Origin of the sequence: Streptomyces sp. NPDC049627 (assembly GCF_044465645.1) — a bacterium.
Classification (GTDB): domain Bacteria; phylum Actinomycetota; class Actinomycetes; order Streptomycetales; family Streptomycetaceae; genus Streptomyces.
Map to the genome: position 1 here is coordinate 390743 of NZ_JBITLW010000010.1, position 23197 is coordinate 413939.

Below are 23197 nucleotides of genomic sequence, written 5' to 3' on the forward strand. Positions count from 1 at the left end.
CCAAAAACCCACGAGGAGAAGCCCTTCTCCAGGAGGTTCTGTGAACGCGACTCTCGATGAACTGCGCAGCATTCTCATGGCGCTGGGCGTGCCGGAGGACGAGCTGACTCCCGGCTGCCGCCTGCGGTCCGGGCTCGGTCTGGACTCCACCGAGACCGCCCAGTTGGAGCTGGAGATCGAGGAGCGGCTGCGTGCGCAGGTCGACCTCTGGGACAGACACGACTACTCCCTGGCCGAGCTGGCCGAGGTGATCGACCGGGGGTCGAGGGACGCGGACGGGGCCGCCGGAGAGGGCGACCGATGACCGACGGCATCGTGCGCGTCCCCGGCGAGCGCGCCGAGGAGTACCGCCGACGCGGCTGGTGGCGGCCCCGGCTCATCACGGACCTGGCGCTCGGCGGGTCGCGGGCGTACCCGGACCGCTGCGCCGTCATCGAAGGCGACCGCCGGCTGACGTACGGCGAGCTCGCCGCGGCCGCCGACGCGGCGGCGTCCCGGCTGCACCGCCTCGGCATCGGCCGCGGCGACCACGTGCTCGTCCAGCTACCCAACAGCCTGGAGTACGTGGTCACCGTGCTCGCTCTGATCCGGCTCGGCGCGCCCCCGGTGGTGGCGCTGCCGGCGCTGCGCGAGCACGAACTCGATCACGTCCTGAGCGTCACCCGGCCGGTCGCGCTGGCCGTGCCGCGCCGCTCGCGCCGCTTCGACCATCTGGCCATGGCCGAGCGTCTCAAGGAGCGGCACCCGGGCATCCGCACGCTGCTCGTCTCCCGCGAGGACCGGAGCACGGCGGACGAGGACTTGGCGGCCCGGGAGGGCCTGGCCGACCTCACCACCCTGGCCCTGGGCGGCGTACTGCCCGGCGTCGCCGCCCCGGACCCCGGGCGGCTCCACGCCTCCGGCGATGCCCCGGAGCCGCCCCGTCCGCAGGACAACGCGCTGTTCCTGCTCTCCAGCGGCACCACCGGCCCGCCGAAGGCGATACCCCGTCCCCACGAGGCGTTCGGGCATGTGATCAGCTCCGCTGCCGAGGTGTCCGGGCTGACCGAGACCTCCGTCTACCTGGCGGTGATGCCGGCGTCGCACAGCTTCGTCTTCGGCCACCCCGGGATCCTCGGCACGCTCTCGCGCGGCGGCCGGATCGTCCTCGACTCCCCCGACGACCCCCGGCGGACTCTGGCCATCGTCGAGCGCGAAGGGGTGACGCACTGTGCCCTGGCCCCCGCGGTCCTCCTCCAGTGGCTCGCCGTCGCCGAAGCGGGCGAGCACGACCTGACGAGCCTTCGGGTGCTGCAGATAGGCGGCGCGCGTCTGGACGCCACCACCGCCCGTCGGGTGCGCGAGCAGCTGGGCTGCCAGGTCCAGCAGGTCTACGGAATGAGCGAGGGCCTGCTCAACTTCACCCGGCTCGACGACCCGGACGCGGTGGTGGACGAGACGCAGGGCCGCCCGTCGGCCGCTGGCGACGAACTCCTCGTCATCGACGAGTCCGGCCACGAGGTGGGTCCGGGAGAGACCGGTGAGCTCCTCGCCCGGGGCCCCGGTGTGCTGGCCGGCTACTACGGCGAGGATGAGGGCAACGCCCGCTCGTTCACCGCGGACGGCTACTACCGCACCGGCGACCTGGTCCGGCGGCACCCCAGCGGCAACCTGGTGGTCGCGGGCCGGGTGAAGGACGTCATCAACCGGGGCGGCGAGAAGATCCCCGCGGACGAGCTGGAAGCGGTCGTCCTGACCCACCCGGGCGTCCGCGCCGTCGCGGCGGTCGCGATGCCTCATCCCCTGTACGGCGAGGCCGTGTGCCTCTTCGTGGTCGGGGCCGGGGACGGGGTGCCGACCCTGCGCGAGCTGCGGCGCCACCTGGAGGACAAAGGGCTGGCCCGCTACAAGTTGCCGGAGCGGCTCGTACCGGTTCAGGCGCTGCCCCTGGCCGGCGTCGGCAAGGTGAACAAGGTGGCGCTGCGCACCGAGGCCGCGCGGCTGGTGGCGGCCGGGCGGGCCGCCCGCTCATGAGCCGCACCGGCTCTGGACAGGCCCGCGAACTCCCCGTGCAGGACGGCGAAGCCGGGTGGTCCGAGCACCGCCAGCACCGCGGCGTATCCGGCGGGCGCGTCGAGCCGGGCCAGCCTCATCTCCTCGGCCAGCCACGGCCGGCCCTCCCAGTGCGTGAGCCTCGGTGTGCCCTCCGGATCCTCGACACCCAGCCGGTTCATGGGGAACCGCAGTCCGTCGCCCGTCGCCTTCAGTGCCGCCTCCTTGCACGTCCACACGGACAGCACCCGGCGCCGGCGCGCGGACTCGGCCAGCTCCGCGTAGCCGGGCGCCTCCATGGGCGACAGCACCCGGGGTGCGAGCCCCGGCAGGTCGATGGTTCCGTCGTCGCTCTCCACGTCGATCCCCAGGGGTGTCTCCCGGGCCACGGCGAGGGCGATGTGCTCGCCCGAGTGGGACAGCGACAACTCCAAGGACTCTCCCACGGCCGCCCGGGGCTTTCCGTGCGGTCCGCCGCATCCGTCGCACTCCCGGACGACTGGTACGTCGCGGGGCGCGATGTCCGTGTAGCGGCTCACGGCCAACCGGATGAGGGCGCAGCCCATGACGAACCGGGCCGCGTCACCGTCCCTGCGCAGCTGTGCGAGGCGTTCCCGCTCCTGCTCACCGAGCAGGTGGCGGTGGTGCGGACGCACGTCGCCCACCGTCGCCCACCACACGTGGACGGTTCCCTTCGGCAGTTCCCCACTCATGTCGACGACGGCCCTCACGCGACCACCACTCCTTTGCACAACGGATCGGACAGGACGGCTTCCATGACTTTTTCGGTGTGTGTCTTCTGCAGTTCCTCGGACTCGGTCGACGCCGGGTATCTGAAGCTGGCGCAAGAGGTGGGCACGGCCGTCGCCGCCCGCGGGTGGACGCTGGTCTCCGGCGGCGAGCGCGTCTCGATGATGGGCGCGGTGGCCGTCGCCGCCCGGGCGGCCGGCGGGCAGACGGTGGGGATCGTCTCGGAGTCGCTGCTGCAGCGCGCCGACCTGGACAGCGACCGGCTGGTCGTCGCCGAGGGCATCGGGGCCCGTAAGCAGCGGATGGCCGAGGAGGCGGACGCCCTGCTCGCGCTGCCGGGCGGTCTCGGCACCTGCGACGAGATCTTCACCGCGTGGACGGAACGCATGGTCGGGGCGCACGACAAGCCCCTGGTCCTGCTCGACCCCGAGGACCACTTCCGCGGCCTGCTCGACTGGGTCGCCGACGCCCGGGCGCGCGGCTTCGTACAGGAGCGCTCGCTGGCGGCGGTGCGGCAGGTGCGCACCGTCGCCGATGCCCTGGACGCCTGTGCCGGCCGGTTTCCCGCCGCCGCGTCGCGCTGAGTCAGCCCACCCACGGAAAGGTCCCGGAGAACACCATGGAAACGACGAACCTCACGAGCCCCTGGCTGATCACCCCCCGGCCCGACGCCGACGCCCGGCTGAGGCTCTTCTGCATCCCGTACGCGGGCGGTGGAGCGTCGATGTACCGCGGCTGGGCGCACCGGCTTCCGGCCGGTGTGGAAGTCAACGCGGTGCAACTGCCCGGCCGTGAGGAGCGCTTCCGCGAGGAACCGGTGCGCAGGCTCGACGACGTGGTCGCGGGGCTCAGCACCGTGCTGGCCGCGAACACCGACCGGCCCTACGCCCTCTTCGGGCACAGCATGGGCAGCCTGTTGGCCTTCGAGACCGCGCGATGGCTGCGCCGTGAGGGCTGCCCGGCACCCGAGTTCGTCATGGTGTCGGGCCGCGGAGCAGCGCAGATACCGCCGCCGTGGCCGGCCATCCACCACCTCCCGGAGGAGGAGTTCGTCCAGCGGGTCATGGAGATGCACGGCACGCCGGCCTGGGTCTTCGAGGACCCGCAGCTGCGCGCGATGGTGGTGCGGACCCTGCGGGCCGACCTCGCGGTGGTGGACACCTACCAGTACCGCGACGAGGCCCCGCTGCCCTGCCCGCTCACGGCCTTCACCAGCCCGGGTGACCGGCTCGCCCCGGTGGAGCACGTCCGCGCCTGGGCCGGGCAGACCACGGCGGACTTCCGGTATCACGAGATCGAGGGCGGGCACTTCTTCCTCCGGGACAATGCGGAGTCTTTCCTTTCCGTGCTGAGTTCCGAACTCCAGTCGAGGCTCGCGTCGTGACGGCGGTCCGCCGCGCCCTCCTGGTCGACCAGGTGATCGAGCACATACGGCGGCAGATCACCGCCGGCGCTTGGCCGGTCGGGCACCGCATTCCCACCGAAGCGGTGCTGTCCGACGAGCTCCGGGTGGCCCGCAACACCGTTCGCGAGGCGGTCCGGGCCCTCTCGCATGCCGGGCTCCTCCAGGTCCGGCAGGGCAGCGGCACGTACGTGCGAGCCGCCACCGAGCTGTCCGGCGCGCTGCGTCGCCTGGGCACGACCGAGCTGCGCGACGTGCTCCAGGTGCGGCGCGGGTTGGAGGTCGAGGCGGCGCGGCTCGCGGCCCACGTGGCGGACGAGGACGGTCTGCGATCGCTTGAGGCGCGGCTCTCGGCGTGCGAGGCGGCCGCACGCGCGGGCCGGTGGGAGGCCCAGGCACGGCAGGACACCGAATTCCACACGGCACTCGTGGAGTACACCGGCAACGGCGTCCTCGCCGGTCTGTACCGCGGCGTCTACGAGGCCGTGCTGGGCAGTGTGTTCACGTGCGTGGATCCGTGCGCTGCTGAGATCGGCCTCGCCTCCCACCGCAGGCTCCTCGAAGCGGTGCGCGCCGGCGACGCCGAGCAGGCGGCGGCCGAGGCGAGCTCCCATCTGTCCGCCCTGCTGCGGCAGCAGGACACAGGAAGACCCCGGGGCAGCGGGCCGAGGGGCCGTCACAGCGACGGCGTGCAGGCCACCGCTGTCAACGGCGCGGCGGGGGGCTCCAGCCATGGTTCCCTGGACAGCACGGCGTGATGCAGATTCTGCAGCCGCGCGCTGGGCTCCATGCCCAGTTCCTCGATCAGGATGCGCCGGATGCGGTTGTAGACCTCCAGACACTCGGAGATCCGGCCGCTGCGATAGAGGGCGATCATGAGGAAGTAGTAGAGGTTCTCCCAGATCGGCTTCTCGGCGATGAGCCCGTACAACTCACTGGTGAGCATCGAGTGGCGCCCCAGGCCGATCTCGAGTTCGAGCCACTGCTCGTACACCGAGTTGCGCCGTTCGTCCATCTGCCGGGCGTAGTCCCGCAGAGCCGGTACGTCTCGGAGGTCAGCCAGTGCCGGACCGTTCCAGAGGGACAGGGCGTCGGAGAACGCAGCCGCCGCTTCCTCCGTGCGGCCGACTCCGACCGCGGACCGGGCCTGCGCCACCAGCGCGTCGAAGTCGTCGCGGTCCATCACAGGGCCGCCCGGACGGAACACATAGCCGGCCGGCGTGGTCGTGAGCACGCTCGGGTCGATGCCGGCGCCGTGAAAGTGCTTGCGCAATTTGGAGACGTAAACCTGCAGGGCGGTGGACGCCGTACGCGGCGGCTCGTCCGACCACAGGATATCGATCAGGTGCGGTGCGGTGACCGGGCGGCCCGAGCTGACGCACAGGGCCGCCAGAAGGGAGCGGAGCTTTAGCGGGCGGGGCGTAATGTCCTCTCCGTCTTCGGTCTTCACTTCAAGTGGGCCAAGAATTCGTATATTCAACGATCGCTTCCCCCGTCGCTGGTCATACATGCACGGCACGTAACCGCATCGTGCACGTCTTTGCTGCCCTGCCCCGCGAAGCAGCGGGTCCGGTTTGATCTTCAACAGAGAAACAGGGCTCGTCAAGTTTTACATGACACGCATCTCTCATGTGAGCAGCAGAATTCCAGTACACTGATCGCCCATACAAGCCGCCAATCGGGACACTTGGCGACATATCCATCACTTCATGGTGCACAAGAATCCCGCCACAACCCGCGAGCAACGCCGATCAGCAGAACGGCCCGGCGACGCGGAGCCCAGCGACGGTAAACTTCTCGCCAAAATAATCCGCCCGAACGGTCTGGATTTTCTGGCGCTTTAGCGGCTCGTAACCGGCGCCCGGGCAACGGCCGTCTGGCGCGTTTCCTTCAGCCCAGGGTTACCGACAGCGACACATATCCACGCAGAGCCAGCCGTTCGGTGCGGGAGGGCGTCCCCACGAGGGATATCGCGGGGAATCTCGCGAACAGCTCCTTAAATGCGACCTCTGCCTCCATCCGGCCGAGTGCCGCACCCAGGCAGAAATGGGGTCCGGCCCCGAAGGAGAGCGACCGGCCGACGGGACGGCCGGCGTCGAAGACGTCGGGATCGGGGAAGCGGCGGGGATCGCGGTTGGCCGCTCCGAGGAGAAGCAGCACCTGGGTGCCCTCCGCGATCCGCATCCCGCCGACCGCCGTGTCCTCGGTCGCCCACCGGTCGGTGGCCTGCGCGGGCGGGTCGTAGCGAAGGACCTCCTGCACACAAGCCGCGGCCGCCGCGGGGTCCCGCGCGATCCGGTCCCGGTCCGCCGGACGGTCGAGCAGTACCGCGAGTCCGTTGGCCAGCAGACTCGCGGTGGTCTCGAACCCCGCGGCGAGTATCAGCGCCAGGTTCACCACCAGTTCGCGCTCACTGAGCCGTCCGGCGTCGGCGTCGCTCACCTGGACCAGGGAGCTGATCAGATCCTGCTCCGGCCGCTCGCGACGCTCTCGGATGAGGCCTGCGAAGTACTCCATCAGTCTGCTCGCCGCGGCGTCGGCCCGGCTCAGGTCGCGTTCCCGGCCCGCGGGTTCGAGCACATACGACAGGTCCGCTGCCTGCCCACGGAACCAGGTGCGGTCCTCGGCGGGCACGCCGAGCAGATCACAGATCAGCGCGATGGGCAGCGGATAGGCGAAGCCGTCCACGAAGTCCACGGGCCCGCCGCCGACGGCCCGTGCGGCCAGATCGTCCAGCAGCCGACGGGTGTGCCCGAGTGCGGCCTCCCGCAGGGCGGCAACCCGCCGGGAGGTCAGCGGCCGGCGCAGCAGGCCCCGGACCCGTTCGTGGTGCGGCGCCCGGGCCCGGATGACCGAGTCTGCGATCATGGCCGCCGAGGGGTGCTCGGCGATCCACCCGGGGCGCGTCCGCTCCCGGAACTCGCTGTCCTTGACCTGGAACACGGGGCTGCGCAGCACCTCGTCCGTCTCCGCGTACCCGCAGACGACCACCCACTCGTCGTTCAGCCGGTGCACCGGCCCGCCCGCGTGCAACTCGCGGTAGACCGGGACGGGGTTCTCCCGGGCCCCAGGCGTGAACAATGCGTCTACTGCGCGCAGGGCGTGGTTCGTCATGTGACCCACCATGCCGGTCGTTCTGCTTCCGTAAAACAAAGCCCCGGCTGAATTATTAACGATTCCGGGTACCCGACCCTGCCCTGCTTATGCCGCCGATTAGTCACGCTTTAGCGGAATACCCGTCACGTATTGCTACAGTCGGAATCCCTCACCTGCCGACAACCCTAGGCGAACCATGCTCCGGTCATCACTCAGGGCAATTCTGGCCGTTATGATGCGCGTATTCTTCCGTCCCCGCATCACAGGAACGGAGAACATTCCAGAATTCGGACCCTGCATCATCGCGGCAAATCATCTGTCCTTCTCGGACCACGTCTTCATTTCGCTGGCCACCAAGCGACCCGTCTGCTTCATCGGCAAGGCCGAGCGGCTCACCGGCACGGGGCTGAAGGGGCTCGTCAGCAAGGTCTTCTTCAGCGCTGTGGGCATCGTCCCCGTGGAGCGGGACGGCGGCCCGGGCGGCGTCGCCGCACTGGAACAGGCGCGCGGAGTCATCGAGGACGGACGGGTCTTCGGCATCCACCCCGAGGGCACGCGCTCCCCTGACGGCCGCGTCTACCGGGGCAAAACGGGGGTGGGCTGGCTGGCCATGGCGACCGGTGCGCCCGTGGTGCCGTGCGGCCTGTCCGGCACCGGGAAAGTGCAGCCCGTCGGCAGCCTCGTGCCCCGGCCGGTCCGTTTCGACATGCATTTCGGAAAGCCCATGCTCTTCCTGGAGCACGTGGGATCCGAGCGGGACCCGAAGCTGCGCCGCTCCGTCACCGACGAGATCATGCGGCAGATCCAGGAGCTGTCGGGACTCGAATACGTCGGCCGATTCGCCTCGAAGGACAAGGCGACAACCGAGAAATCCAGCCGCTGAGCGGCCCGACGCCTCCACGGGGGACCCCTTGTTCTCGCACCTCTCGGAACGACTGCACGATCCGGTGATCTACGCGCTTCCCGTGGTCGCTCTGATCATTCTCGTCGAATTCACGGCCATACGCCTGGACCGCGACGAACGAAAGCGCTTCGACGCCCGGGACACCCGGGCGAACATCGTCACGGGGCTCGGCGCCCTGGTGATATCCAGCGTGCTGCGCACGGCGGCCCTGGTCTTCTACGCCTGGCTCTACACCTCCGTGGCGCCGTTCCAGTGGCCCGCGGATGCCTGGTACACGTGGGTCGTCCTCTTCTTCGGGGTCGACCTCACGATCTACGTCTACCACCGGATGACGCACCGGATCCGGCTGCTGTGGGCGGGCCACCAGGTCCATCACTCCAGCCAGTACCTCAATGTGTCGGTCGCCCTGCGCCGCAAATGGGCTCAGTGGTTCGAGAAGCTGATGTGGCTGCCTCTCCCGCTGCTGGGCGTGCCCCCCGTCCTGGTCTTCACCATGCACTCGGTCCATCTGATCTACGGGCTCTTCGCCCACACCGAGAAGATCGGCAAGCTGCCGCGGGCCATCGAGGCCGTGTTCGTGACGCCCTCCCACCACCGGGTGCACCACGGCAGCGACCGGGTGTACCTCGACAAGAACTTCGGCAGCATCCTCATCATCTGGGACCGCATGTTCGGCACGTTCCAGCCCGAACTCCACCGTCCCACCTACGGTCTGACGACGCAGATCGACACCCACAGCATCTGGCGCATCCAGTGGCACGAGTTCGCCCGGATGATCCAGGACATCCGCCGGGCGCGCAGTTGGCGCGACCGGGCCGGCTACGTCTTCGGTCCGCCCGGCTGGCGGCCCGCCCCGGACATCCGGGAAGCCGGGCCGTCACCGTCGACGCACAGCATTCCGTCCTGACGAAACACGAGGCTTCGATGAACACGCCCGGGGACGCCGCGCGCGGGCCGCGCGGCCGTCCGTGGTGCACGCTGGCGGCACTGACGCTCGGCGCCATGACGGTCTCGCTGGACGGCACCGTCGTGGCCATCGCGCAGCCGGCCATCCAGGAAGAACTCGGGGCCTCGCTGAGCGACGTCCAGTGGATGACGGCGGGCTACCTGCTCGCCCTGGCGGCCCTTCTCGTCCCTGCGGGAAAGCTGGGGGACCGGTTCGGTCACCGCCGCCTCTTCCTCGTCGGGACGACGGGTTTCACCCTCTCCTCCGCGGCCATCGGGCTGTCCGCGCACATCGCCTGGATCATCGCCCTGCGCGTGGTGCAGGGCGTCTTCGGAGCGCTCATGCAGCCACCGACCCTCGCCCTGCTGCGGGCCGCCTTTCCGGCGGATCGCCTGAGCATGCCGATCGCCGTCCGCAGCAGCGCGCTCGGCCTGGCCACCGCAGCCGGGCCGGTCGTCGGCGGCCTGCTGGTGGAACACATCGGCTGGCAGTCGGTCTTCTTCCTCAACGTGCCGCTCGGCGCCGTCACCTTCGGCCTGGGCCGGTGGGTGCTGCGCGAGGCCAGGCCGGATCCGGCCACCAGGTCCGACCCCGTCGCCGCCGTGCTCCTCTGCGCCGCCCTGCTCGCCCTGCTGTGGGCCGTGGTCGGGGCCCCCGCCGCCGGCTGGGGTGACACCCGGACGGTGGCGACCCTGCTGGGCGCGGCAGTGTTGGGCGCCGGCTTCTGCCTGTGGGAGCAGCGGGCGGCCGAACCGATGGTGCCCCTGTCGCTCTTCCGCTCGCCCACGTTCACGGCGGGGGTCGTCCTCATGACCCTGGTGTCCTTCATCCTGTTCGGGGTGCCGCTGGTCCTGGTGTTCTTCCTCCAGAACGTCCTCGGCATGTCCCCGATGGAGTCGGGCGTCGAGGTGCTGTGGCTGACCCTGGGGATGACCCTCGCCGGAACCGTCGCCGGACTGGTGATGCGGCGCACCGGTCCGCGCATCCCCGCCGTCCTGGGGATGGCGGCGACCACCGCGGGCGTGCTGGGCGTGTGGCACGCGGATGCCACGAGCACGATGTCGGCGCAACTGCGGCTGTCGTTCGCACTGCTGGGCCTCGGTTTCAGCTCCGTCATCGTGGCCTCGACCCACCTCATCGTCGGCGGTGCGCCGCTGCGCCACTCAGGTCTCGCCGGCGGGATCCAGCAGACCGCCATGCAGATCGGCGGCAGCCTCGGCAGTGCCGTGCTGGGGGCGGTCGTCGCGGCCCGCGTGGATCGCCTGCTGCCCGAACGGCTCTCCGACGACGGAGTTCCGCTGTCCGGAGCGGCACTCGCCGACGCGGTGCGCTCCGTGTCGACGGGACTCACGCCTGACTCCTTCCAGACCGCCGAGCTGATCCGCCTCGGCCATCAAACCTATGCGGACGGCATGGACCTGGCACTGCTCGGCGCCGCCGCACTGGCCGCCCTGGGCACCGCCGTCGGCGCAGTGCCGCTCCTGCGCCGCACCGTCCCGGCCCCGGACGCCGCCCGCGGCCCGGCCACGCCCGAACCCGACGCCTTCGAGAATTCCGACGACAGGGGGACTTCATGACGCCCGACACCACCACCAGCCCCACGACCACGGGAGCCGCCCGGCTGCGGGAGCTCTTCGCGAGGCCGGGGGTCATCCGCCTGGCCGGCGCCCACAACCCCCTCGGGGCCCGCCTGGCGGAGCGGGCAGGGTTCGACGGCGTGTGGTCGAGCGGACTGGAGATATCCGCGTCGCAGGGGCTGCCCGACTGCGATCTGCTCACCATGTCGGACCTGCTGGCGGTCGCCGGCGCGATGGCCGGCGCCGTGAACGTCCCGCTGGTCGCGGACTGCGACGCGGGGTACGGCAACGCCCTCAACGTCATGCACATGGTCCGGCGGTACGAACGTGCGGGCATCGCCGCCGTCAGCATCGAGGACAAGGTCTTCCCCAAGGTCAACAGCTTCCTCCCCGGACGCCAGAACCTCACCCCCGTGGACGAGTTCTGCGGGAAGATCGAGGCGGCGAAAAGCGCCCAGCGCGACAGCGACCTCATGGTCATCGCCCGCATCGAGGCCCTCATCGCCGGACGCGGCATGGACGAGGCGCTGGCGCGGGGCGAGGCGTACGCGGAAGCCGGGGCGGACGCCGTCCTCATCCACGCCAAGGGCGACTCCCCCGAACCCGTGCTGGAATTCCTGCGGCGCCGGCGCCCGGACGTCCCGGTGGTCGTGGTTCCCACCACCTACCACACCATCAGCGCGGACGAACTGGGAGCGGCCGGCGCGAAGATGGTCATCTACGCCAACCACGGCCTGCGGGCGGCCATCAACGCGGTCACCCAGGTCTTCGACTCGATTCTCCGGGAAGGCCGCAGCACGGCCGTCGAGGAGCGGATCGCCCCGCTCTCCACGGTCTTCTCCCTTCAGGGACTGGCCGAGCTGAAGAAGGACGAGGAGCGCTTCGTCCGCGACGACGTGCCCGTTGCCGGGCAGGTGGCGTCATGACGCAGGCCCTCACCACCGGGCTGGACGCCGAGAAGGTCGTCGCGGCCTTCCGCACGGCGGGTTTCGGGCCGTTCACCGGAGTCCCCTGCTCCTACCTCGGCCCTGTGATCAGCTGCCTGGAGAGCCGGCACCCCGAGGACTACGTCATCGCGGCCAACGAGGGCGAGGCCGTGGCCGTCGCCGCCGGAGCCCGGCTGGCCGGGCGGCGTCCCGTCGTCATCCTCCAGAACTCGGGCCTCGGCAACGCCGTCAACCCGCTGACCTCGCTCTGCCACACGCTGCGGCTGCCCGTGCTGCTCCTCGTGACCTGGCGCGGCGAACCCGGCACTCCGGACGAGCCCCAGCACGAACTGATGGGCCGGATCACGCCCGAGTTGCTCACCGCCATGGACGTGCGGAACGAACTCCTCCCGGACACCGGGGAGATGCTGGTGGAGCGCCTGCGGGCCGCCGCGGCCCACATGGACGCCACCGGTCTGCCCTTCGCCTTCATCGTGCCCAAGGGCGCCATCGCCCCCCTCCACCGCACCCCACGGCAGCCGTCCGGCGACGGCGGTCCCCTGCTGCGCAGCGAGGCGATCGGCCACGTGATGCGGGTCGTCGGTGACCGGGCGCTGGTCGTCGCCACGACCGGCAAGACCGCCCGGGAACTGGAGCGGGACCGGGACCGGGCCGGGAACCTGTACGTCGTCGGCTCGATGGGCTGCGCCTCCAGCGTGGCGCTCGGCGTCGCGCTGCACGCGCCGTCGAAGCAGGTGGTCGTGCTGGACGGTGACGGCGCGGCACTCATGCGCCTGGAGGCGATGGCGACGATCGGACGGACGGCCCCGCCGAACCTGCTGCACATCGTCTTCGACAACGGCGCGTACGAATCGACGGGCGGTCAGCCCACGGGTTCGACCCATGTGGACTTCGCCGGGGTGGCCACGGCCTGCGGCTACCGCCACACGGCCGAGGCGAGCACCGCCGAGGGCCTCGCCGAGGCCCTGTCAGGGCAGCACGCCGGAGGCGGACCGTCGCTGCTGCGGGTGCACGTCACGCCCTACTCCGACCCCGGCCTCGGCCGCCCCGCCCTGCCCCCGCCGGCCTCGGCCGCACGCTTCTCCGCGGAGGTCACCGCATGACGGCCCGCTTCGCCACCGACCCGAACGGCTCCGCGTCCCGCCGGACCGTCCTGATGAACCCGGGGCCCGTGAACACCGACGAGACCGTCCGGGCCGCGCTCGGCGGGCCCGACATGTGCCATCGCGAGCCGGAGTTCGGCGCGCTGATGACCAGGGTGCGCGGGAAGATCACCACCGTGTGCGGGGGCGGCGAAGACCACACGTCGGTGGTCCTGACCGGCTCGGGCACCTCAGCCCTCGAAGCCACCGTCGTGTCCGCCGTGCCCGGCGACGGGGCGCTGCTGGTCGTGGACAACGGCCACTACGGAAAGCGGCTCCACGACATCGCCCGTGCCCACGGCATCCGCTGCGTGCGCCTCGGCCTCGGCTGGGGCACCCCGGTCGACACGGCCCGCGTCGGCCGGGAACTCGCCGCGGATCCAGGCCTCACCCATGTCGCGGTCGTGCACCACGAGACGAGCACCGGCATGCTCAACGACGTGGCCGCGCTCGCCTCGGTGGCCCGCGCCCACGGCCGCAAGATCATCGTCGACGCCGTCAGCAGCGTGGGCGCGGAGTCCCTCGACGTCGCGCGCGACGGAATCGACTGGCTCGCCGGCACGGCCAACAAGTGTCTGGAGGGCATGCCGGGTCTCGCGTTCGTCTGCGCCTCCCGGGACGCCTTCGAAGACCTCGCGAGCCACCCCCCGCGGAGCTACTACCTCGACCTGCACAGGCACTACGCGACGCAGGAAAAGGCCCGGACACCCGCCTTCACCCCCGCGGTCCCACTGTTCTACGCCTTCGAGACGGCACTGGACCTGGCCCTCGCCGAGGGCGTGGCGGCCCGCGGCCGGCGTTACGGCGGACTCGCCGGCAGGTTGCGGGCCGGGCTCACGGAGCTCGGGCTGCACATCCCGCTCGAACCACGGCACCGGGCCGTGAGCCTCACGGTCGTCCGCCTCCCCGAAGGCGTGCGCTACGCGGATCTGCACCGGTCCCTCAAGGACGAGGGCTTCGTGGTGTACGCGGCTCAGGAGGAGTTGTCGGCCGGTTTCTTCCGGCTCTCCACCATGGGCACCATGGATGAGCGAGACATCGACCGGTTCCTCGCCGTCCTCGGCCGGATCCTGCCCCGGCTCCAGGCACGAACGGCCGACGGGGAAGCCGCGTGAACCCGGCGCACGGCACGGTGCCGGCTGTCCACCGGCTGGCCGTCGTGGGCGGCGGCCCCCGGGCCACGTACGCGCTGGAACGCCTGTCGGCACAGATCGGCCGGCTGGGCCGCGACGAGCGTCTGGAAGTTCGGGTCTTCGAGCGTTCCGGGGAGTTCGGATCCGGCGAGGCCCACAGCCCGTCGCAGCCCAGGACCAGCTATCTGAACCGGATCAGCAGCCAAGTGTCCTTCGCCGCGGACGAGTCCGTGAAGGACGCCGGGCCGCTGCGGCCCGCCCCGCTGCGGCCCACGCTCCACGCGTGGTGCCGACGGCGTTTCACCGAAACCGGCCACGCCGACCTCGACCTCGCCCCCGGGGACTGGCCCAGGCGCTACGTCCACGGAATGGCGTTGCAGGACATGTTCCGCACCTTCGTGCGCGAGTTGCGCGCCCATCCCGGCGTCGACGTGCGACTGCACCACACCGAGGTGGTGGACATCGCGCCGGACGCCGGTGGATTCACGGTGCGCACCGCCGACGGCGAGGCCTTCCCCGCGGACCAGGTCCTCCTGGTGACCGGGCACACCCACCACGATCCGCGGCGCACGGCGCGCACACGCGGCCTGGCGGACTTCGCCGACCGTGCCGGGTGCGCGTACGTCCCGTACGCCTACCCGCTGGACAGGGCGCTGCCGCTGCGGATCACCGGGCCCGGCCGGGTCGTCGGCATCGCCGGCATGGGGCTGACGGCGATCGACGAGATCCTGTACCTGACCGAGGGTCGGGGCGGGAGCTTCGTCCCCGCCCAGGGCGGCGGGCTGCGCTACCTGCCCAGCGGTGCCGAGCCGGCGAAACTCCTTGCCTTCAGCGAGACGGGCGTGTTCACCTTCGCCCGCCCCGACAACCGCAAGGACGCCGACCCCGACCGCCTGGAGCACCGTGGTGTGTTCCTCACCGGTGAAGCGGTCGACCGGCTGAGGGCGAGCGTCGGCTCCCCGCGCGGCGACGGCGGGCCCGGTCAGCTCGACTTCGAGCGGGACATCCTGCCCCTGGTCGTGCTGGAGATGGCATGGCTCCACTACGCCACGCTGTTCGGCCGGCGGGCGGGTGACTTCCTGCGCGACCGGGCGAGCGCGGTGTACCACGCGTTCCTCGTCGGCGGGTCGCCCCACGGCGAACAACCCGGCGACCCGACGCGGCTCCTGGGCCCGCTCGAAGCGGCAGTCGGCGAGATCACCACGGTGCTCGAAGCGATCCTGGACGGCGGTGACCGGCCGACGGACGCGGTGCCGCGCACACCCGGCTGGTCGGCCGAGGAGGCGATGGTGCGCTGGATCGAGGTCGTCTTCGGCACCGGGCCGGGCGTCCGGACGCGGGCGGCGTGGCACCGGGGTCCGGACGCCCTGCGCCGTGCCGTGGCGGCGTGGACGTCGCCGTGGCGTCTCGATGAACGGCCGTCCGGCAACCGCTTCGATTGGGAGCGCACCGTCAGGCCGCTGGCCGCGACGGACCTCGGTACGCCCGGGCGCTACCGGGAGGCGGTGCTCGACTTCATGGACCGCGACCAACGGTGGGCCACCCAGGGCAATCTGGACAACCCCCACAAGGCCGCCGCGGACGGCGTCTGGCGGGACCTGCGCTCAGTGATCTCCCGGGCGGTGGACGACGGCGGGCTGACACCCGCCTCCCAGCGCGTCTTCCTCACCCGCTACGTCCGGCTGCACAACCGCCTCGCCAACGGCGCGGCACCCGAGGTGATGGAGCGGATCCGCGCCCTCGTCCGGCATGGCCTGCTCGACGTCGGCACCGGCCCCGGTGCCGAGCTGCACCCGGACGAGGAGACGGGACGATTCCGCGTGGACGGTCCGGCCACTGGCGCGTCCTGCCAGGTGGACACCCTTCTCGATGCCCGGGTGCACGCCTTCGACCCGCACCGGGATGCCTCGCCCCTGTTCCGCAATCTGCTGGACCACGGAACGGTACGGCTGTGGCGCAACGTCTCCGGGACTGGTGACGTGTTCGAGCCGGGCGGACTCGACCTCACGGACCGTCTCCAACCCGTCCGGCGTGACGGGGCAGCCGAGGAACGCATCACCATCCTGGGTCCCCCGGCCGAGGGACAGAAGTCGTTCCTGCTCTCCGCGCTCCGGCCCGACGCCGACCACTACGTGATGCAGGACACCGTGACCTGGCTGAACGGCTTCTGGCAACTCCTGGAGCGAAGCCGCGCCACAGAGCCTGTCAGCCGCGAGGCACGCGGATGACCCACCGCAGCAGGTCCTGCAGCGCGTCGAGGACCTGGTAGAGGCTCAGGCTGTCGTGCGGACTTTGGGGTCGTAACGCCGCATGGTGAGGAAGGCCTGCAGGGCCGGCGGTCGACATCATCGAATGTTGACAATTCCACGTCACGGACGCGTCAGCCGTGCCACGGTGGGGCATACACCCATTCCAACTCCTGTCCCCCCACCGGCGTTCCAGGGAGTCCCCTCATGCTGCGCGGCATCGACGTAAGCGCGTATCAGTCGTCTACATACGACACGGACGGCATCTCCTTCGTCTTCATCAAGGCGACGGAGGGCCGCTCCTACGTCAACCCCAAACTCACCGCCCAGACCAAGCGCGCCCGCGATGCCGGCCTCGTCGTCGGGTTCTACCACTTCCTGTGGCCCGGCAACCTCTCGGCCCAGGCGGAGTACTTCGTCAGCAAGGCCCCCGAGAGAGCGGGCGACATCCTCGCCGTCGACTGGGAGACGACGAGCGCGGGGACGCATGCGAGCAACGCGGAGAAGGATCTCTTCATCCGGAAGGTGAAGGAGAAGCGGCCGAACAACCCGGTCATTCTCTATGCAAACCGGCACTATTGGCTCAACGTCGACACGACGTCATACGCCGGCGACGGCCTCTGGATCGCCGACTACGTGACCGCGGGCAAGCCCCGCATCAAGGCCAAGTGGCGCTTTCACCAGTACACCGACGACCCGGTGGACAAGAACGTCGCGGACTTCTCCAGCAAGGCCGCCCTGCGTGAATGGGCCGCGAACGCATAGGCTCCCACCTGCGGCGAAGCAGTCGCCGTACAGACAAGGGGAGTGTCTCGGCATGAGTGGGACCGTCGCTGCGGTCAGCAGCAACAGCACGTACTCGTTCACCAAGCCCAACCGCGACAGCATCACGCTGATCGCCGGGCTCGGAGTGGAGGGTGATGTGCACGCGGGGGTGACCGTGAAGCATCGGTCCCGGGTGCAGCGGGATCCTTCGCAGCCCAACCTCCGGCAAGTGCACTTCATACACGAGGAGTTGTTCGACGAGGTGCGGGCGGCCGGGTTCGAGGTGGCCAGCGGGGAGCTCGGGGAGAACGTCACGACGCGCGGGATCGATCTGCTCGGCCTGCCGCAGGGCACCCGGCTGCGGCTCGGGGACGAGGCGGTCGTGGAGGTGACCGGGCTGCGGAACCCCTGTGCGCAGATCGACGGGTTTCAGAAGGGGCTGCTCAAGCAGGTCGTCGGGCGGGACGGCGACGGGAGCCTGCGGTTCAAGGCGGGGATCATGAGTGTGGTCCTCGTCGGGGGTGTGGTGCGCCCCGGGGACGCGGTCAAGGTCGAGCTGCCGGACGGGCCCCACGTGCCCCTCGAGATCGTGTGAGCCGAGGCCGGAGTGCCGGGGACATGGACGTTCTCATCCGCTTCGATTCCTCCGACGGGGCCGGGTTCCGTGTGCTGCTGCGCGGGTCGGCATGACTGATCCCGGCGGAGGGCGGCCCGGTGGCTCCGGAAGCCGGGGACGTGGTTCTCCTCCCGCACGAGCGCGGGCACGCCCTGGCCGGCGGGCTCGACGCGCCGCTGGAGGAGGTACGGCCGCTTCCCGACGACACACAGTGACGTCCGAGCCCGGCTGAGGCTCCTCCAGCTCCGCGCCCAGCAGCTCGACCTCGCTGCTGGACACCCTGCTGCTCTACATCCTGCGTGCCCGGTGGCTGCGCGAGCGGCACGGCTCGGGGCATCCGACGGGCTGGGCGGCTGCTGCGCGAGGACGCCACTCCCCTGCGCGTGATCGCCCAGCGCCGAAGGGGCGCCCGTTCCGGTTCTCCGGTGAACGGGCGCCCCTGTCGTGGGCGTCACTTGTTCAGGAAGGCCCAGAACTCGTCGAACGACAGGAGCTTGTCGCCGTTCAGGTCGCGGCTCTTGATGATCGCCTCGGCGACCGACTCGGTCACGTTCCAGTCGCCTCCCTGGGCCAGGGCGGCCTTGAACTCAGCGGCGGTGATGGTGCCGTCACCGTCCGCATCGATGCGCTCGAACTGCTTGCGTGCTTCCTCGATGTCGATATGCGCCACCGATCCGCCCCTTTTCGTCGTACCTTGATGTCTTACTGACTGGGCTCAGATTAACGGCCTGTCCTGGCCCGCAGCGCATCGACCACCCAGGCGTGCTCCGCCGTGGAACCCTTCGTCCACGAAGTCCTCCGTGATCCGCCTGCGCGATCCGTCCGGTGGCCCGGGCCGGCTCGCTCGAGGAGGGCGGATGGAGACCTTGCGGGACATCCTCGACGCGGTCGCCGGCGGTGTCTTCCCACCCGCGGACGGCCGTACGACAGTCGTGCCCCAGCCCTCCCACCGGGACGCCGGCGTCCTCGCTTTCACCGCCCACTCCGTGGTCTTCACCGACGCGGATCCCGACTGGGTGTACGACAAGGTGCGCCAGATGGACTGCGACGCCCTGGCCGCACCGATGAACCCGCGCTTCCTGGCGGCCCTCATGGAGTGGACGGGGCGCACGGCCGAGACCGTCGACGCGGTTCTGGTCGGCACCCCGCTGTCCGGCGAGCCGCCGCTCGCCCTGAAGGAGATCGAGGACGCGGGTCATCCCCGGATCGGCTATGCGCGCCGACGGCGCGACGATGTGCGCGCGTGGACGACGCAGGGCGGGGTGCTGGTGATGGGACGCGGGGTCGCCGGTCGGCTGGAGGTCTCGGTCGAGGTCGACGAGCACGTACGGCGACGGGGACTGGGGCGGGCGCTGGTGACCGCCGCCCGGCATCTCGTCGCGGAGCCGCTGTGGGCGCAGGTCTCGCCGGGGAACGCCCGCAGCATGCGGGCGTTCCAGGCGGCCGGGTACCGGCCGGTGGGCGCGGAGCTGCTGCTGCACGCCCGGTAGGGGCGTCAGTGCCAGGCCTCGTAGTGCGGGTTGCTCTGGCAGCCGCTCATGATCTCGACCTTGGTCGTCTTGTTCACCGGGCAGACGCCGATGATGTACTTGCGGGCGATGCCGCCCGGGAAGGCGACCTCCACCTGGTCGGCCCACTGGTGGGTGTCGCCGATGGTCTTGTTGACGTCGATGCCGCCGGGGGCGTCGATGTAGTAGTTCCAGCCCGACTTCCACCACTTCTTGTACAGGTCGTGGTCGTACGTCGTGGACACGAACGGGGAGGGCTGGTTGACCAGGACGTACTGTTCCAGGTCGTACTGGCCGTGCTCGACGTCCTTGGGCTTGAAGCCCTCCTGGAAGACGATCTCCGGGCCACGGCCGTCGGCCCGGTAGAGCGTGCCGCAGGTGGTGCGCCACGCCGGGTCGGGGGTGATGCGGTCGACGTCGACGCGGCGGTCGGCGGCGGCCTTGATCTTGTCGTCGTACTGGACGGGACAGGCGGCCGGGGTGGGCGCGGCGGCCTTGGGGAGGGGCGCGGCGGGCAGTGCGGTGACCGAGGTGGGGAGCCCGGTCGCCGAGGTGCGTGCGGTCTCGGGAGCCGTGGCGGCCGTCGTCGCGAGGACGGCCGAGAGGGACAGGACGGCGGCAGCGGCCCGCCGCCGCAGGCGAGTTGTGATCATGGGAGTACCATTCCGGGCCCGTGGGGGCGGGCCATGGAGCGTCACTCGTACGGCGGCGTGTCCACTGACTGCCGGTCAACTGGCGCTCGGCTAGCGGAAGATGCCGGTGTGGCCCAGGGAGTAGCGGCCCGGCTGGGGGTAGACGGCGAGGCCGTGCGGGCCGCTGCCTACGGGGATGCGGGCCAGCTGTTCGCCGGTGCGGGTGTCGATGGCGTACACCTCGGCGTCGTAACGTCCCGACAGCCACAGCACCTTGCCGTCGGCGGAGACGCCGCCCATGTCGGGGCTGCCGCCGTCGGGGAGGTGCCACTTCTTGGTGAGCCTGTTCTTCCGGAAGTCGAAGACGGAGACGGTGCCTTCGCCGCGGTTGGAGACATACATCTCGCGGGAGTCGCGGCTGACGTAGAGGCCGTGGCAGCCCTTGCCGGTGGGCAGGAGGGTGGGCTCGGTGAACTTGTCGCCGTCCAGGACCCACATGCCGTGGGCCATCATGTCGGCGACGTAGAACCGCTTGCCGTCCGGGGAGACCTTCACGTCCTGCGGCATCGCGCCGTCGAAGGGGAGCTTCTGCTGACCGACGACCTTCATCCGCTCCGTGTCCACCTTCAGCAGTTCCCCGCTGAACTCGCAGGAGACGATGAAGTAGCGGCCGTCGAGGGAGAAGTCGGCGTGGTTGACGCCGTAGCAGCTGACCGGCTCGGTCCTGATCCGCTTCATGGTGTGGGGGTCGCGGAAGACGAGTTCGCGGTCGAGGGAGGCCATGACGACGGCGTACTTGCCGTTGGGGGTGAAGTAGAGGTTGTAGGGGTCGTGCACCTCGACCGGCTTGCCCGCCTTTCCCGTCTTCGGGTCGATGGGGGTGAGGGTGTGGCCGCGGTTGTTGTTGACCCAGAGGGTCTTCAGGTCCCAGGAGGGGACGACGTGCTGGGGCTGGCGTCCGACGGGGATGGTCTCCGTGATCTCGTACGTCTTCGGGTCGATGACGGAGACGGTGTCCGACTCGGTGTTGGGGACGTAGACGCGGGACGGGAAGTCCTTGACGACCGGGGAGAGCTTGTTCGGGCGGTCGGCGGCGTAGACGTCCTTCGGGTCGAGGACGGGGGGCATGCCGGGGAGGCCGTCGAGGGGCTTCTTCTTCGGTGGGGCGGGGATGGCGGCCGGGGTGCCGCCGCGGGACTCGACGGCCGCCCTGCCCCTGTCCTTGGCGGACTCCGTGCCGCAGGCGACGAGCGCGAGGAGGGCGAGGCCGGCGAGGAGGGTGCGGGGGATGAGGTTCATCGGCGGTTCTTCCGTGCGGCGGGGCGGTCGGCTGGGCGGAAGGTCAAGGTCATCGGACTATTTAATGAGGATTGCGTGGAAAAACGCATGATTCACCCGATGAGCGGCTCGTCCGGGTCGCCGTCCCGACCAGCGGTCTTCGCCCCCGCCGCCCCTACCCATTCCCGTCCCCCAGGGGCGCTGCCCCTTCCACCCCGCCAGGGGGCTCCGCCCCCTGGACCCCCGCTCCTCAAACGCCGGAGGGGCTGGTTTTTCAGCCCGTCCGGCGTTTGAGGACGAGGCCCTTTCAGGGCCGAAGCGGGGGTCTGGGGGCGGCAGCCCCCAGGGACGGGACGGGTAGGGGCGGCGGGGGCGAGGAAGAGGGGAAGACCCCGGACTGAACGACGCCGGACGGCGGCGAGATGTGCGGCGCCGTAGGCTTTGACGTCAGCCTCTTCCGGGGCCGCCGGGCTAGCGGTCCGTCACCCTCATCTCGAACCACGTCGTCTTGCCCCGCGGCAGCAGATCCACGCCCCAGCGGTCGGCGAGTTTGTCCACCAGGAACAGGCCCCGCCCGCTGACGTCCATCTCCTGGACCGGCATCAGGCAGGGCAGTCCACGGGAGGGGTCCCGGACCTCGATGCGGATCCAGCCTCGCCGGCGGCGCATGCGGAGGCCGAAGACGCGGGCGCCCGTGTGGCGGACGGCGTTGCCGACCAGTTCCGAGACGAGCAAGACCGCGTCCTCCGTCATCTTGGGGGTCAGCCCCCACTGGCGCAGGATCACGACCTGGGCCAGACGGCGTGCGGTGGCGGCGGACTCGGGGCGGGACGGGAGCGGAACCTCCGCCTCCGTGGGATTGCCGAACAGTTCCAGCGCCTTTGAAGCAGCTTCGTCCTCGACCCCCGGCGACCAGCGCGCCGCAATCACACGGCCGTGTCCCCGCGGCTGTTCGACACCCTCCAGCCCCGCCATACCCCCATCATGGCCGCCGACAGCGCCCTCCGGGGGCGTTCCCGTGGAATACACCCCCCGGAACAACCCATTCCGGAGGGCTCTGTTGGCATATGACAGGGGCAGTTCGGAGTCGCCTACAGCCCGTCCTGCCTGCGGCGATGGGTCTGCTGGCGGCAATCGACGGGCTCCCTCGACAAGACACGCTTAAGGTTGCCTTAAGGCTGCCATAAACCGCCCCTTCGAGGGACCCGGATCAGACACGCCGTCAACTGCAAGTGAATTGACGGGTTTTCGGAGTGGAATTCGCCTCCCCCAAGTGCGGCCCCTGCACCCCTGCATCCCCGCACCCGTCAGAGGAACTTCGCCTTGCCCGGACCCTCCTCCACGAAGCTCCGCATGCCCCGCTCCCGGTCCTCCGTCGCGAACAGCCCCGCGAACCAGTTCCGTTCCACCGCGAGGCCCGTCTCGATGTCCGTCTCCAGGCCCGTGTCGATCGACTCCTTCGCCGCGCGGAGCGCGATCGCCGGGCCCTGCGCCAGCTTCGCCGCCCACGCGTGCGCCTCCGCGTAGACCTGGTCCGGCGCCACCACGCGGTCCACCAGGCCCAACTCCCGCGCCTCGCCCGCCTTCACCATACGGCCCGTGAAGATCAGGTCCTTCGCCTTCGACGGACCGATCAGGCGGGACAGCCGCTGGGTGCCGCCCGCGCCGGGGATCAGGCCCAGCAGGATCTCCGGCTGGCCCAGCTTGGCGTTGTCCGCGGCGATCCGGTAGTCCGCGCAGAGTGCCAACTCACAGCCACCGCCGAGCGCGTACCCCGTCACCGCCGCCACCACCGGCTTGGGGATCCGGGCCACCGCCGTGAACGACTCCTGCAGGGCCCGCGCGCGCAGGACCATCGCCGTGTGGTCCATGGCCTGCATCTCCTTGATGTCCGCGCCGGCCGCGAACACCTTCTCCCCGCCGTAGATCACCACGGCCCGTACGTCATCGCGACGGCCCGCCTCCTCGGCGAGCTCCTTGAGCCTGTCCTGCGTGGCGACGTCCAGCGCGTTCATGGGCGGGCGGTCGAGGCGGAGGGTGCCGACGCCTTCGGCGACTTCGAGATTCACGGTCATGCCAGCAGGTTAACGGGGACTAACGGGAACCGGGTCGGTGCGGTCGATCACACTCGGCCGGGGGGCTGGGGGTTGTCCCCCAGGCAAGCACAGCACGGGGACTAACGGGAACCGGGCCGGTGCGGTCGATCACACTCGGCCGGGGGTCT

23 protein-coding genes are annotated in these 23197 nt (G+C 70.6%); 15 read left to right on the top strand and 8 right to left on the bottom strand.

Annotation, left to right across the window (positions count from 1 at the left end; translation table 11 throughout):
• The first annotated feature begins 40 nt into the window (after positions 1 to 40).
• Complete coding sequence (locus tag ACIBU0_RS28085) at positions 41 to 304, top strand: acyl carrier protein (RefSeq protein ID WP_398823686.1); 264 nt, start codon at positions 41 to 43, stop codon at positions 302 to 304.
• Entirely contained in the window at positions 301 to 2013 is a 1713-nt protein-coding gene (locus ACIBU0_RS28090; RefSeq protein WP_398823689.1) for a (2,3-dihydroxybenzoyl)adenylate synthase, read from the top strand. The genes ACIBU0_RS28085 and ACIBU0_RS28090 overlap by 4 nt, the downstream gene beginning before the upstream one ends.
• On the opposite strand, the gene ACIBU0_RS28095 is transcribed toward ACIBU0_RS28090, so the two are convergent.
• Positions 1914 to 2762: a 4'-phosphopantetheinyl transferase family protein gene (locus tag ACIBU0_RS28095; protein ID WP_398823692.1), complete on the bottom strand. Its 849-nt coding sequence runs from the start codon at positions 2760 to 2762 to the stop codon at positions 1914 to 1916. The genes ACIBU0_RS28090 and ACIBU0_RS28095 overlap by 100 nt on opposite strands.
• A 45-nt stretch (positions 2763 to 2807) precedes the next feature.
• Here ACIBU0_RS28095 and ACIBU0_RS28100 point away from each other — a divergent pair, with 45 nt between their 5' ends.
• The 3 genes from ACIBU0_RS28100 to ACIBU0_RS28110 are packed head-to-tail and all read left to right on the top strand — an operon-like array spanning position 2808 to position 4941.
• Entirely contained in the window at positions 2808 to 3365 is a 558-nt protein-coding gene (locus ACIBU0_RS28100; RefSeq protein ID WP_398823695.1) for a TIGR00730 family Rossman fold protein, read from the top strand.
• A 35-nt stretch (positions 3366 to 3400) separates the two neighbouring features.
• Positions 3401 to 4165, top strand: coding sequence for a thioesterase II family protein (locus ACIBU0_RS28105; protein WP_398823698.1), 765 nt, complete (start codon positions 3401 to 3403; stop codon positions 4163 to 4165).
• The gene (locus ACIBU0_RS28110) at positions 4162 to 4941 is read left to right on the top strand and encodes a FadR/GntR family transcriptional regulator (protein WP_398823701.1); all 780 of its coding nucleotides are present in this window, start codon (positions 4162 to 4164) and stop codon (positions 4939 to 4941) included. The genes ACIBU0_RS28105 and ACIBU0_RS28110 overlap by 4 nt, the downstream gene beginning before the upstream one ends.
• On the opposite strand, the gene ACIBU0_RS28115 is transcribed toward ACIBU0_RS28110, so the two are convergent.
• Positions 4860 to 5693: a BTAD domain-containing putative transcriptional regulator gene (locus ACIBU0_RS28115; RefSeq protein ID WP_398823704.1), complete on the bottom strand. Its 834-nt coding sequence runs from the start codon at positions 5691 to 5693 to the stop codon at positions 4860 to 4862. The genes ACIBU0_RS28110 and ACIBU0_RS28115 overlap by 82 nt on opposite strands.
• Before the next feature lie 380 nt (positions 5694 to 6073).
• A complete protein-coding gene (locus ACIBU0_RS28120) occupies positions 6074 to 7297 on the bottom strand; it encodes a cytochrome P450 (RefSeq protein ID WP_398823707.1) in 1224 nt (407 codons plus the stop codon).
• Positions 7298 to 7475: 178 nt separating this feature from the next.
• On the opposite strand from ACIBU0_RS28120, the gene ACIBU0_RS28125 reads away from it, so the two are divergent.
• The 9 genes from ACIBU0_RS28125 to ACIBU0_RS28165 all read left to right on the top strand — a co-directional run bounded on the left by ACIBU0_RS28125 (position 7476) and on the right by ACIBU0_RS28165 (position 17534).
• On the top strand, positions 7476 to 8162 hold the full coding sequence (locus tag ACIBU0_RS28125; RefSeq protein WP_398823710.1) for a lysophospholipid acyltransferase family protein: 687 nt from the start codon (positions 7476 to 7478) through the stop codon (positions 8160 to 8162).
• Positions 8163 to 8190: 28 nt separating this feature from the next.
• Positions 8191 to 9090: a sterol desaturase family protein gene (locus tag ACIBU0_RS28130; protein WP_398823712.1), complete on the top strand. Its 900-nt coding sequence runs from the start codon at positions 8191 to 8193 to the stop codon at positions 9088 to 9090.
• 17 nt (positions 9091 to 9107) lie between these two features.
• Positions 9108 to 10706 (top strand): MFS transporter, encoded by a 1599-nt coding sequence (locus ACIBU0_RS28135; RefSeq protein WP_398823715.1) that lies wholly within the window; start codon positions 9108 to 9110, stop codon positions 10704 to 10706.
• Positions 10703 to 11632: an isocitrate lyase/phosphoenolpyruvate mutase family protein gene (locus ACIBU0_RS28140; protein WP_398823718.1), complete on the top strand. Its 930-nt coding sequence runs from the start codon at positions 10703 to 10705 to the stop codon at positions 11630 to 11632. The genes ACIBU0_RS28135 and ACIBU0_RS28140 overlap by 4 nt, the downstream gene beginning before the upstream one ends.
• Positions 11629 to 12756, top strand: a complete 1128-nt coding sequence (gene aepY, locus ACIBU0_RS28145) for a phosphonopyruvate decarboxylase (protein WP_398823721.1) — start codon at positions 11629 to 11631, stop codon at positions 12754 to 12756. The genes ACIBU0_RS28140 and aepY overlap by 4 nt, the downstream gene beginning before the upstream one ends.
• Positions 12753 to 13910 carry a 2-aminoethylphosphonate aminotransferase gene (locus tag ACIBU0_RS28150; protein WP_398823724.1) on the top strand — a complete coding sequence of 386 codons (1158 nt, stop codon included), beginning with the start codon at positions 12753 to 12755 and terminating at the stop codon, positions 13908 to 13910. The genes aepY and ACIBU0_RS28150 overlap by 4 nt, the downstream gene beginning before the upstream one ends.
• Positions 13907 to 16156 carry an FAD/NAD(P)-binding protein gene (locus ACIBU0_RS28155; protein WP_398823727.1) on the top strand — a complete coding sequence of 750 codons (2250 nt, stop codon included), beginning with the start codon at positions 13907 to 13909 and terminating at the stop codon, positions 16154 to 16156. The genes ACIBU0_RS28150 and ACIBU0_RS28155 overlap by 4 nt, the downstream gene beginning before the upstream one ends.
• A 225-nt stretch (positions 16157 to 16381) precedes the next feature.
• Positions 16382 to 16939 carry a glycoside hydrolase family 25 protein gene (locus tag ACIBU0_RS28160; protein ID WP_398823730.1) on the top strand — a complete coding sequence of 186 codons (558 nt, stop codon included), beginning with the start codon at positions 16382 to 16384 and terminating at the stop codon, positions 16937 to 16939.
• Between the two features lie 52 nt (positions 16940 to 16991).
• Positions 16992 to 17534, top strand: a complete 543-nt coding sequence (locus tag ACIBU0_RS28165) for an MOSC domain-containing protein (protein WP_398823733.1) — start codon at positions 16992 to 16994, stop codon at positions 17532 to 17534.
• 472 nt (positions 17535 to 18006) lie between these two features.
• Here ACIBU0_RS28165 and ACIBU0_RS28170 read toward each other — a convergent pair whose 3' ends face one another.
• Entirely contained in the window at positions 18007 to 18225 is a 219-nt protein-coding gene (locus ACIBU0_RS28170; RefSeq protein WP_398823736.1) for an EF-hand domain-containing protein, read from the bottom strand.
• 187 nt (positions 18226 to 18412) lie between these two features.
• Between ACIBU0_RS28170 and ACIBU0_RS28175 the strand changes: the two genes are divergently transcribed.
• A complete protein-coding gene (locus ACIBU0_RS28175; RefSeq protein ID WP_398823739.1) occupies positions 18413 to 19045 on the top strand; it encodes a GNAT family N-acetyltransferase in 633 nt (210 codons plus the stop codon).
• 5 nt (positions 19046 to 19050) lie between these two features.
• Here the strand turns inward: ACIBU0_RS28175 and ACIBU0_RS28180 are convergent, their stop codons facing one another.
• The 4 genes from ACIBU0_RS28180 to ACIBU0_RS28195 form a co-directional block, all read right to left on the bottom strand.
• Positions 19051 to 19716, bottom strand: coding sequence for an ADP-ribosyltransferase (locus tag ACIBU0_RS28180; protein ID WP_398823742.1), 666 nt, complete (start codon positions 19714 to 19716; stop codon positions 19051 to 19053).
• 90 nt (positions 19717 to 19806) lie between these two features.
• The gene (locus tag ACIBU0_RS28185) at positions 19807 to 20994 is read right to left on the bottom strand and encodes a YncE family protein (RefSeq protein ID WP_398823745.1); all 1188 of its coding nucleotides are present in this window, start codon (positions 20992 to 20994) and stop codon (positions 19807 to 19809) included.
• A 450-nt stretch (positions 20995 to 21444) separates the two neighbouring features.
• Complete coding sequence (locus ACIBU0_RS28190) at positions 21445 to 21948, bottom strand: ATP-binding protein (RefSeq protein WP_398823748.1); 504 nt, start codon at positions 21946 to 21948, stop codon at positions 21445 to 21447.
• 332 nt (positions 21949 to 22280) lie between these two features.
• Positions 22281 to 23048: an enoyl-CoA hydratase/isomerase family protein gene (locus tag ACIBU0_RS28195; RefSeq protein ID WP_398823751.1), complete on the bottom strand. Its 768-nt coding sequence runs from the start codon at positions 23046 to 23048 to the stop codon at positions 22281 to 22283.
• Between the last annotated feature and the right edge of the window lie 149 nt (positions 23049 to 23197).

Bases quoted from the DNA above. Each gene is read 5' to 3' on its own strand.
- ACIBU0_RS28165 (WP_398823733.1), top strand. From the start codon at position 16,992: ATGAGTGGGACCGTCGCTGCGGTCAGCAGCAACAGCACGTACTCGTTC.
- ACIBU0_RS28105 (WP_398823698.1), top strand. From the start codon at position 3,401: ATGGAAACGACGAACCTCACGAGCCCCTGGCTGATCACCCCCCGGCCC.
- ACIBU0_RS28195 (WP_398823751.1), bottom strand. From the start codon at position 23,048: ATGACCGTGAATCTCGAAGTCGCCGAAGGCGTCGGCACCCTCCGCCTC.
- ACIBU0_RS28135 (WP_398823715.1), top strand. From the start codon at position 9,108: ATGAACACGCCCGGGGACGCCGCGCGCGGGCCGCGCGGCCGTCCGTGG.
- ACIBU0_RS28190 (WP_398823748.1), bottom strand. From the start codon at position 21,948: ATGGCGGGGCTGGAGGGTGTCGAACAGCCGCGGGGACACGGCCGTGTG.
- ACIBU0_RS28115 (WP_398823704.1), bottom strand. From the start codon at position 5,693: ATGTATGACCAGCGACGGGGGAAGCGATCGTTGAATATACGAATTCTT.
- ACIBU0_RS28180 (WP_398823742.1), bottom strand. From the start codon at position 19,716: ATGATCACAACTCGCCTGCGGCGGCGGGCCGCTGCCGCCGTCCTGTCC.
- ACIBU0_RS28100 (WP_398823695.1), top strand. From the start codon at position 2,808: ATGACTTTTTCGGTGTGTGTCTTCTGCAGTTCCTCGGACTCGGTCGAC.
- ACIBU0_RS28175 (WP_398823739.1), top strand. From the start codon at position 18,413: ATGGAGACCTTGCGGGACATCCTCGACGCGGTCGCCGGCGGTGTCTTC.
- aepY (WP_398823721.1), top strand. From the start codon at position 11,629: ATGACGCAGGCCCTCACCACCGGGCTGGACGCCGAGAAGGTCGTCGCG.
- ACIBU0_RS28125 (WP_398823710.1), top strand. From the start codon at position 7,476: ATGCTCCGGTCATCACTCAGGGCAATTCTGGCCGTTATGATGCGCGTA.
- ACIBU0_RS28140 (WP_398823718.1), top strand. From the start codon at position 10,703: ATGACGCCCGACACCACCACCAGCCCCACGACCACGGGAGCCGCCCGG.
- ACIBU0_RS28120 (WP_398823707.1), bottom strand. From the start codon at position 7,297: ATGACGAACCACGCCCTGCGCGCAGTAGACGCATTGTTCACGCCTGGG.
- ACIBU0_RS28090 (WP_398823689.1), top strand. From the start codon at position 301: ATGACCGACGGCATCGTGCGCGTCCCCGGCGAGCGCGCCGAGGAGTAC.
- ACIBU0_RS28160 (WP_398823730.1), top strand. From the start codon at position 16,382: ATGCTGCGCGGCATCGACGTAAGCGCGTATCAGTCGTCTACATACGAC.
- ACIBU0_RS28150 (WP_398823724.1), top strand. From the start codon at position 12,753: ATGACGGCCCGCTTCGCCACCGACCCGAACGGCTCCGCGTCCCGCCGG.
- ACIBU0_RS28185 (WP_398823745.1), bottom strand. From the start codon at position 20,994: ATGAACCTCATCCCCCGCACCCTCCTCGCCGGCCTCGCCCTCCTCGCG.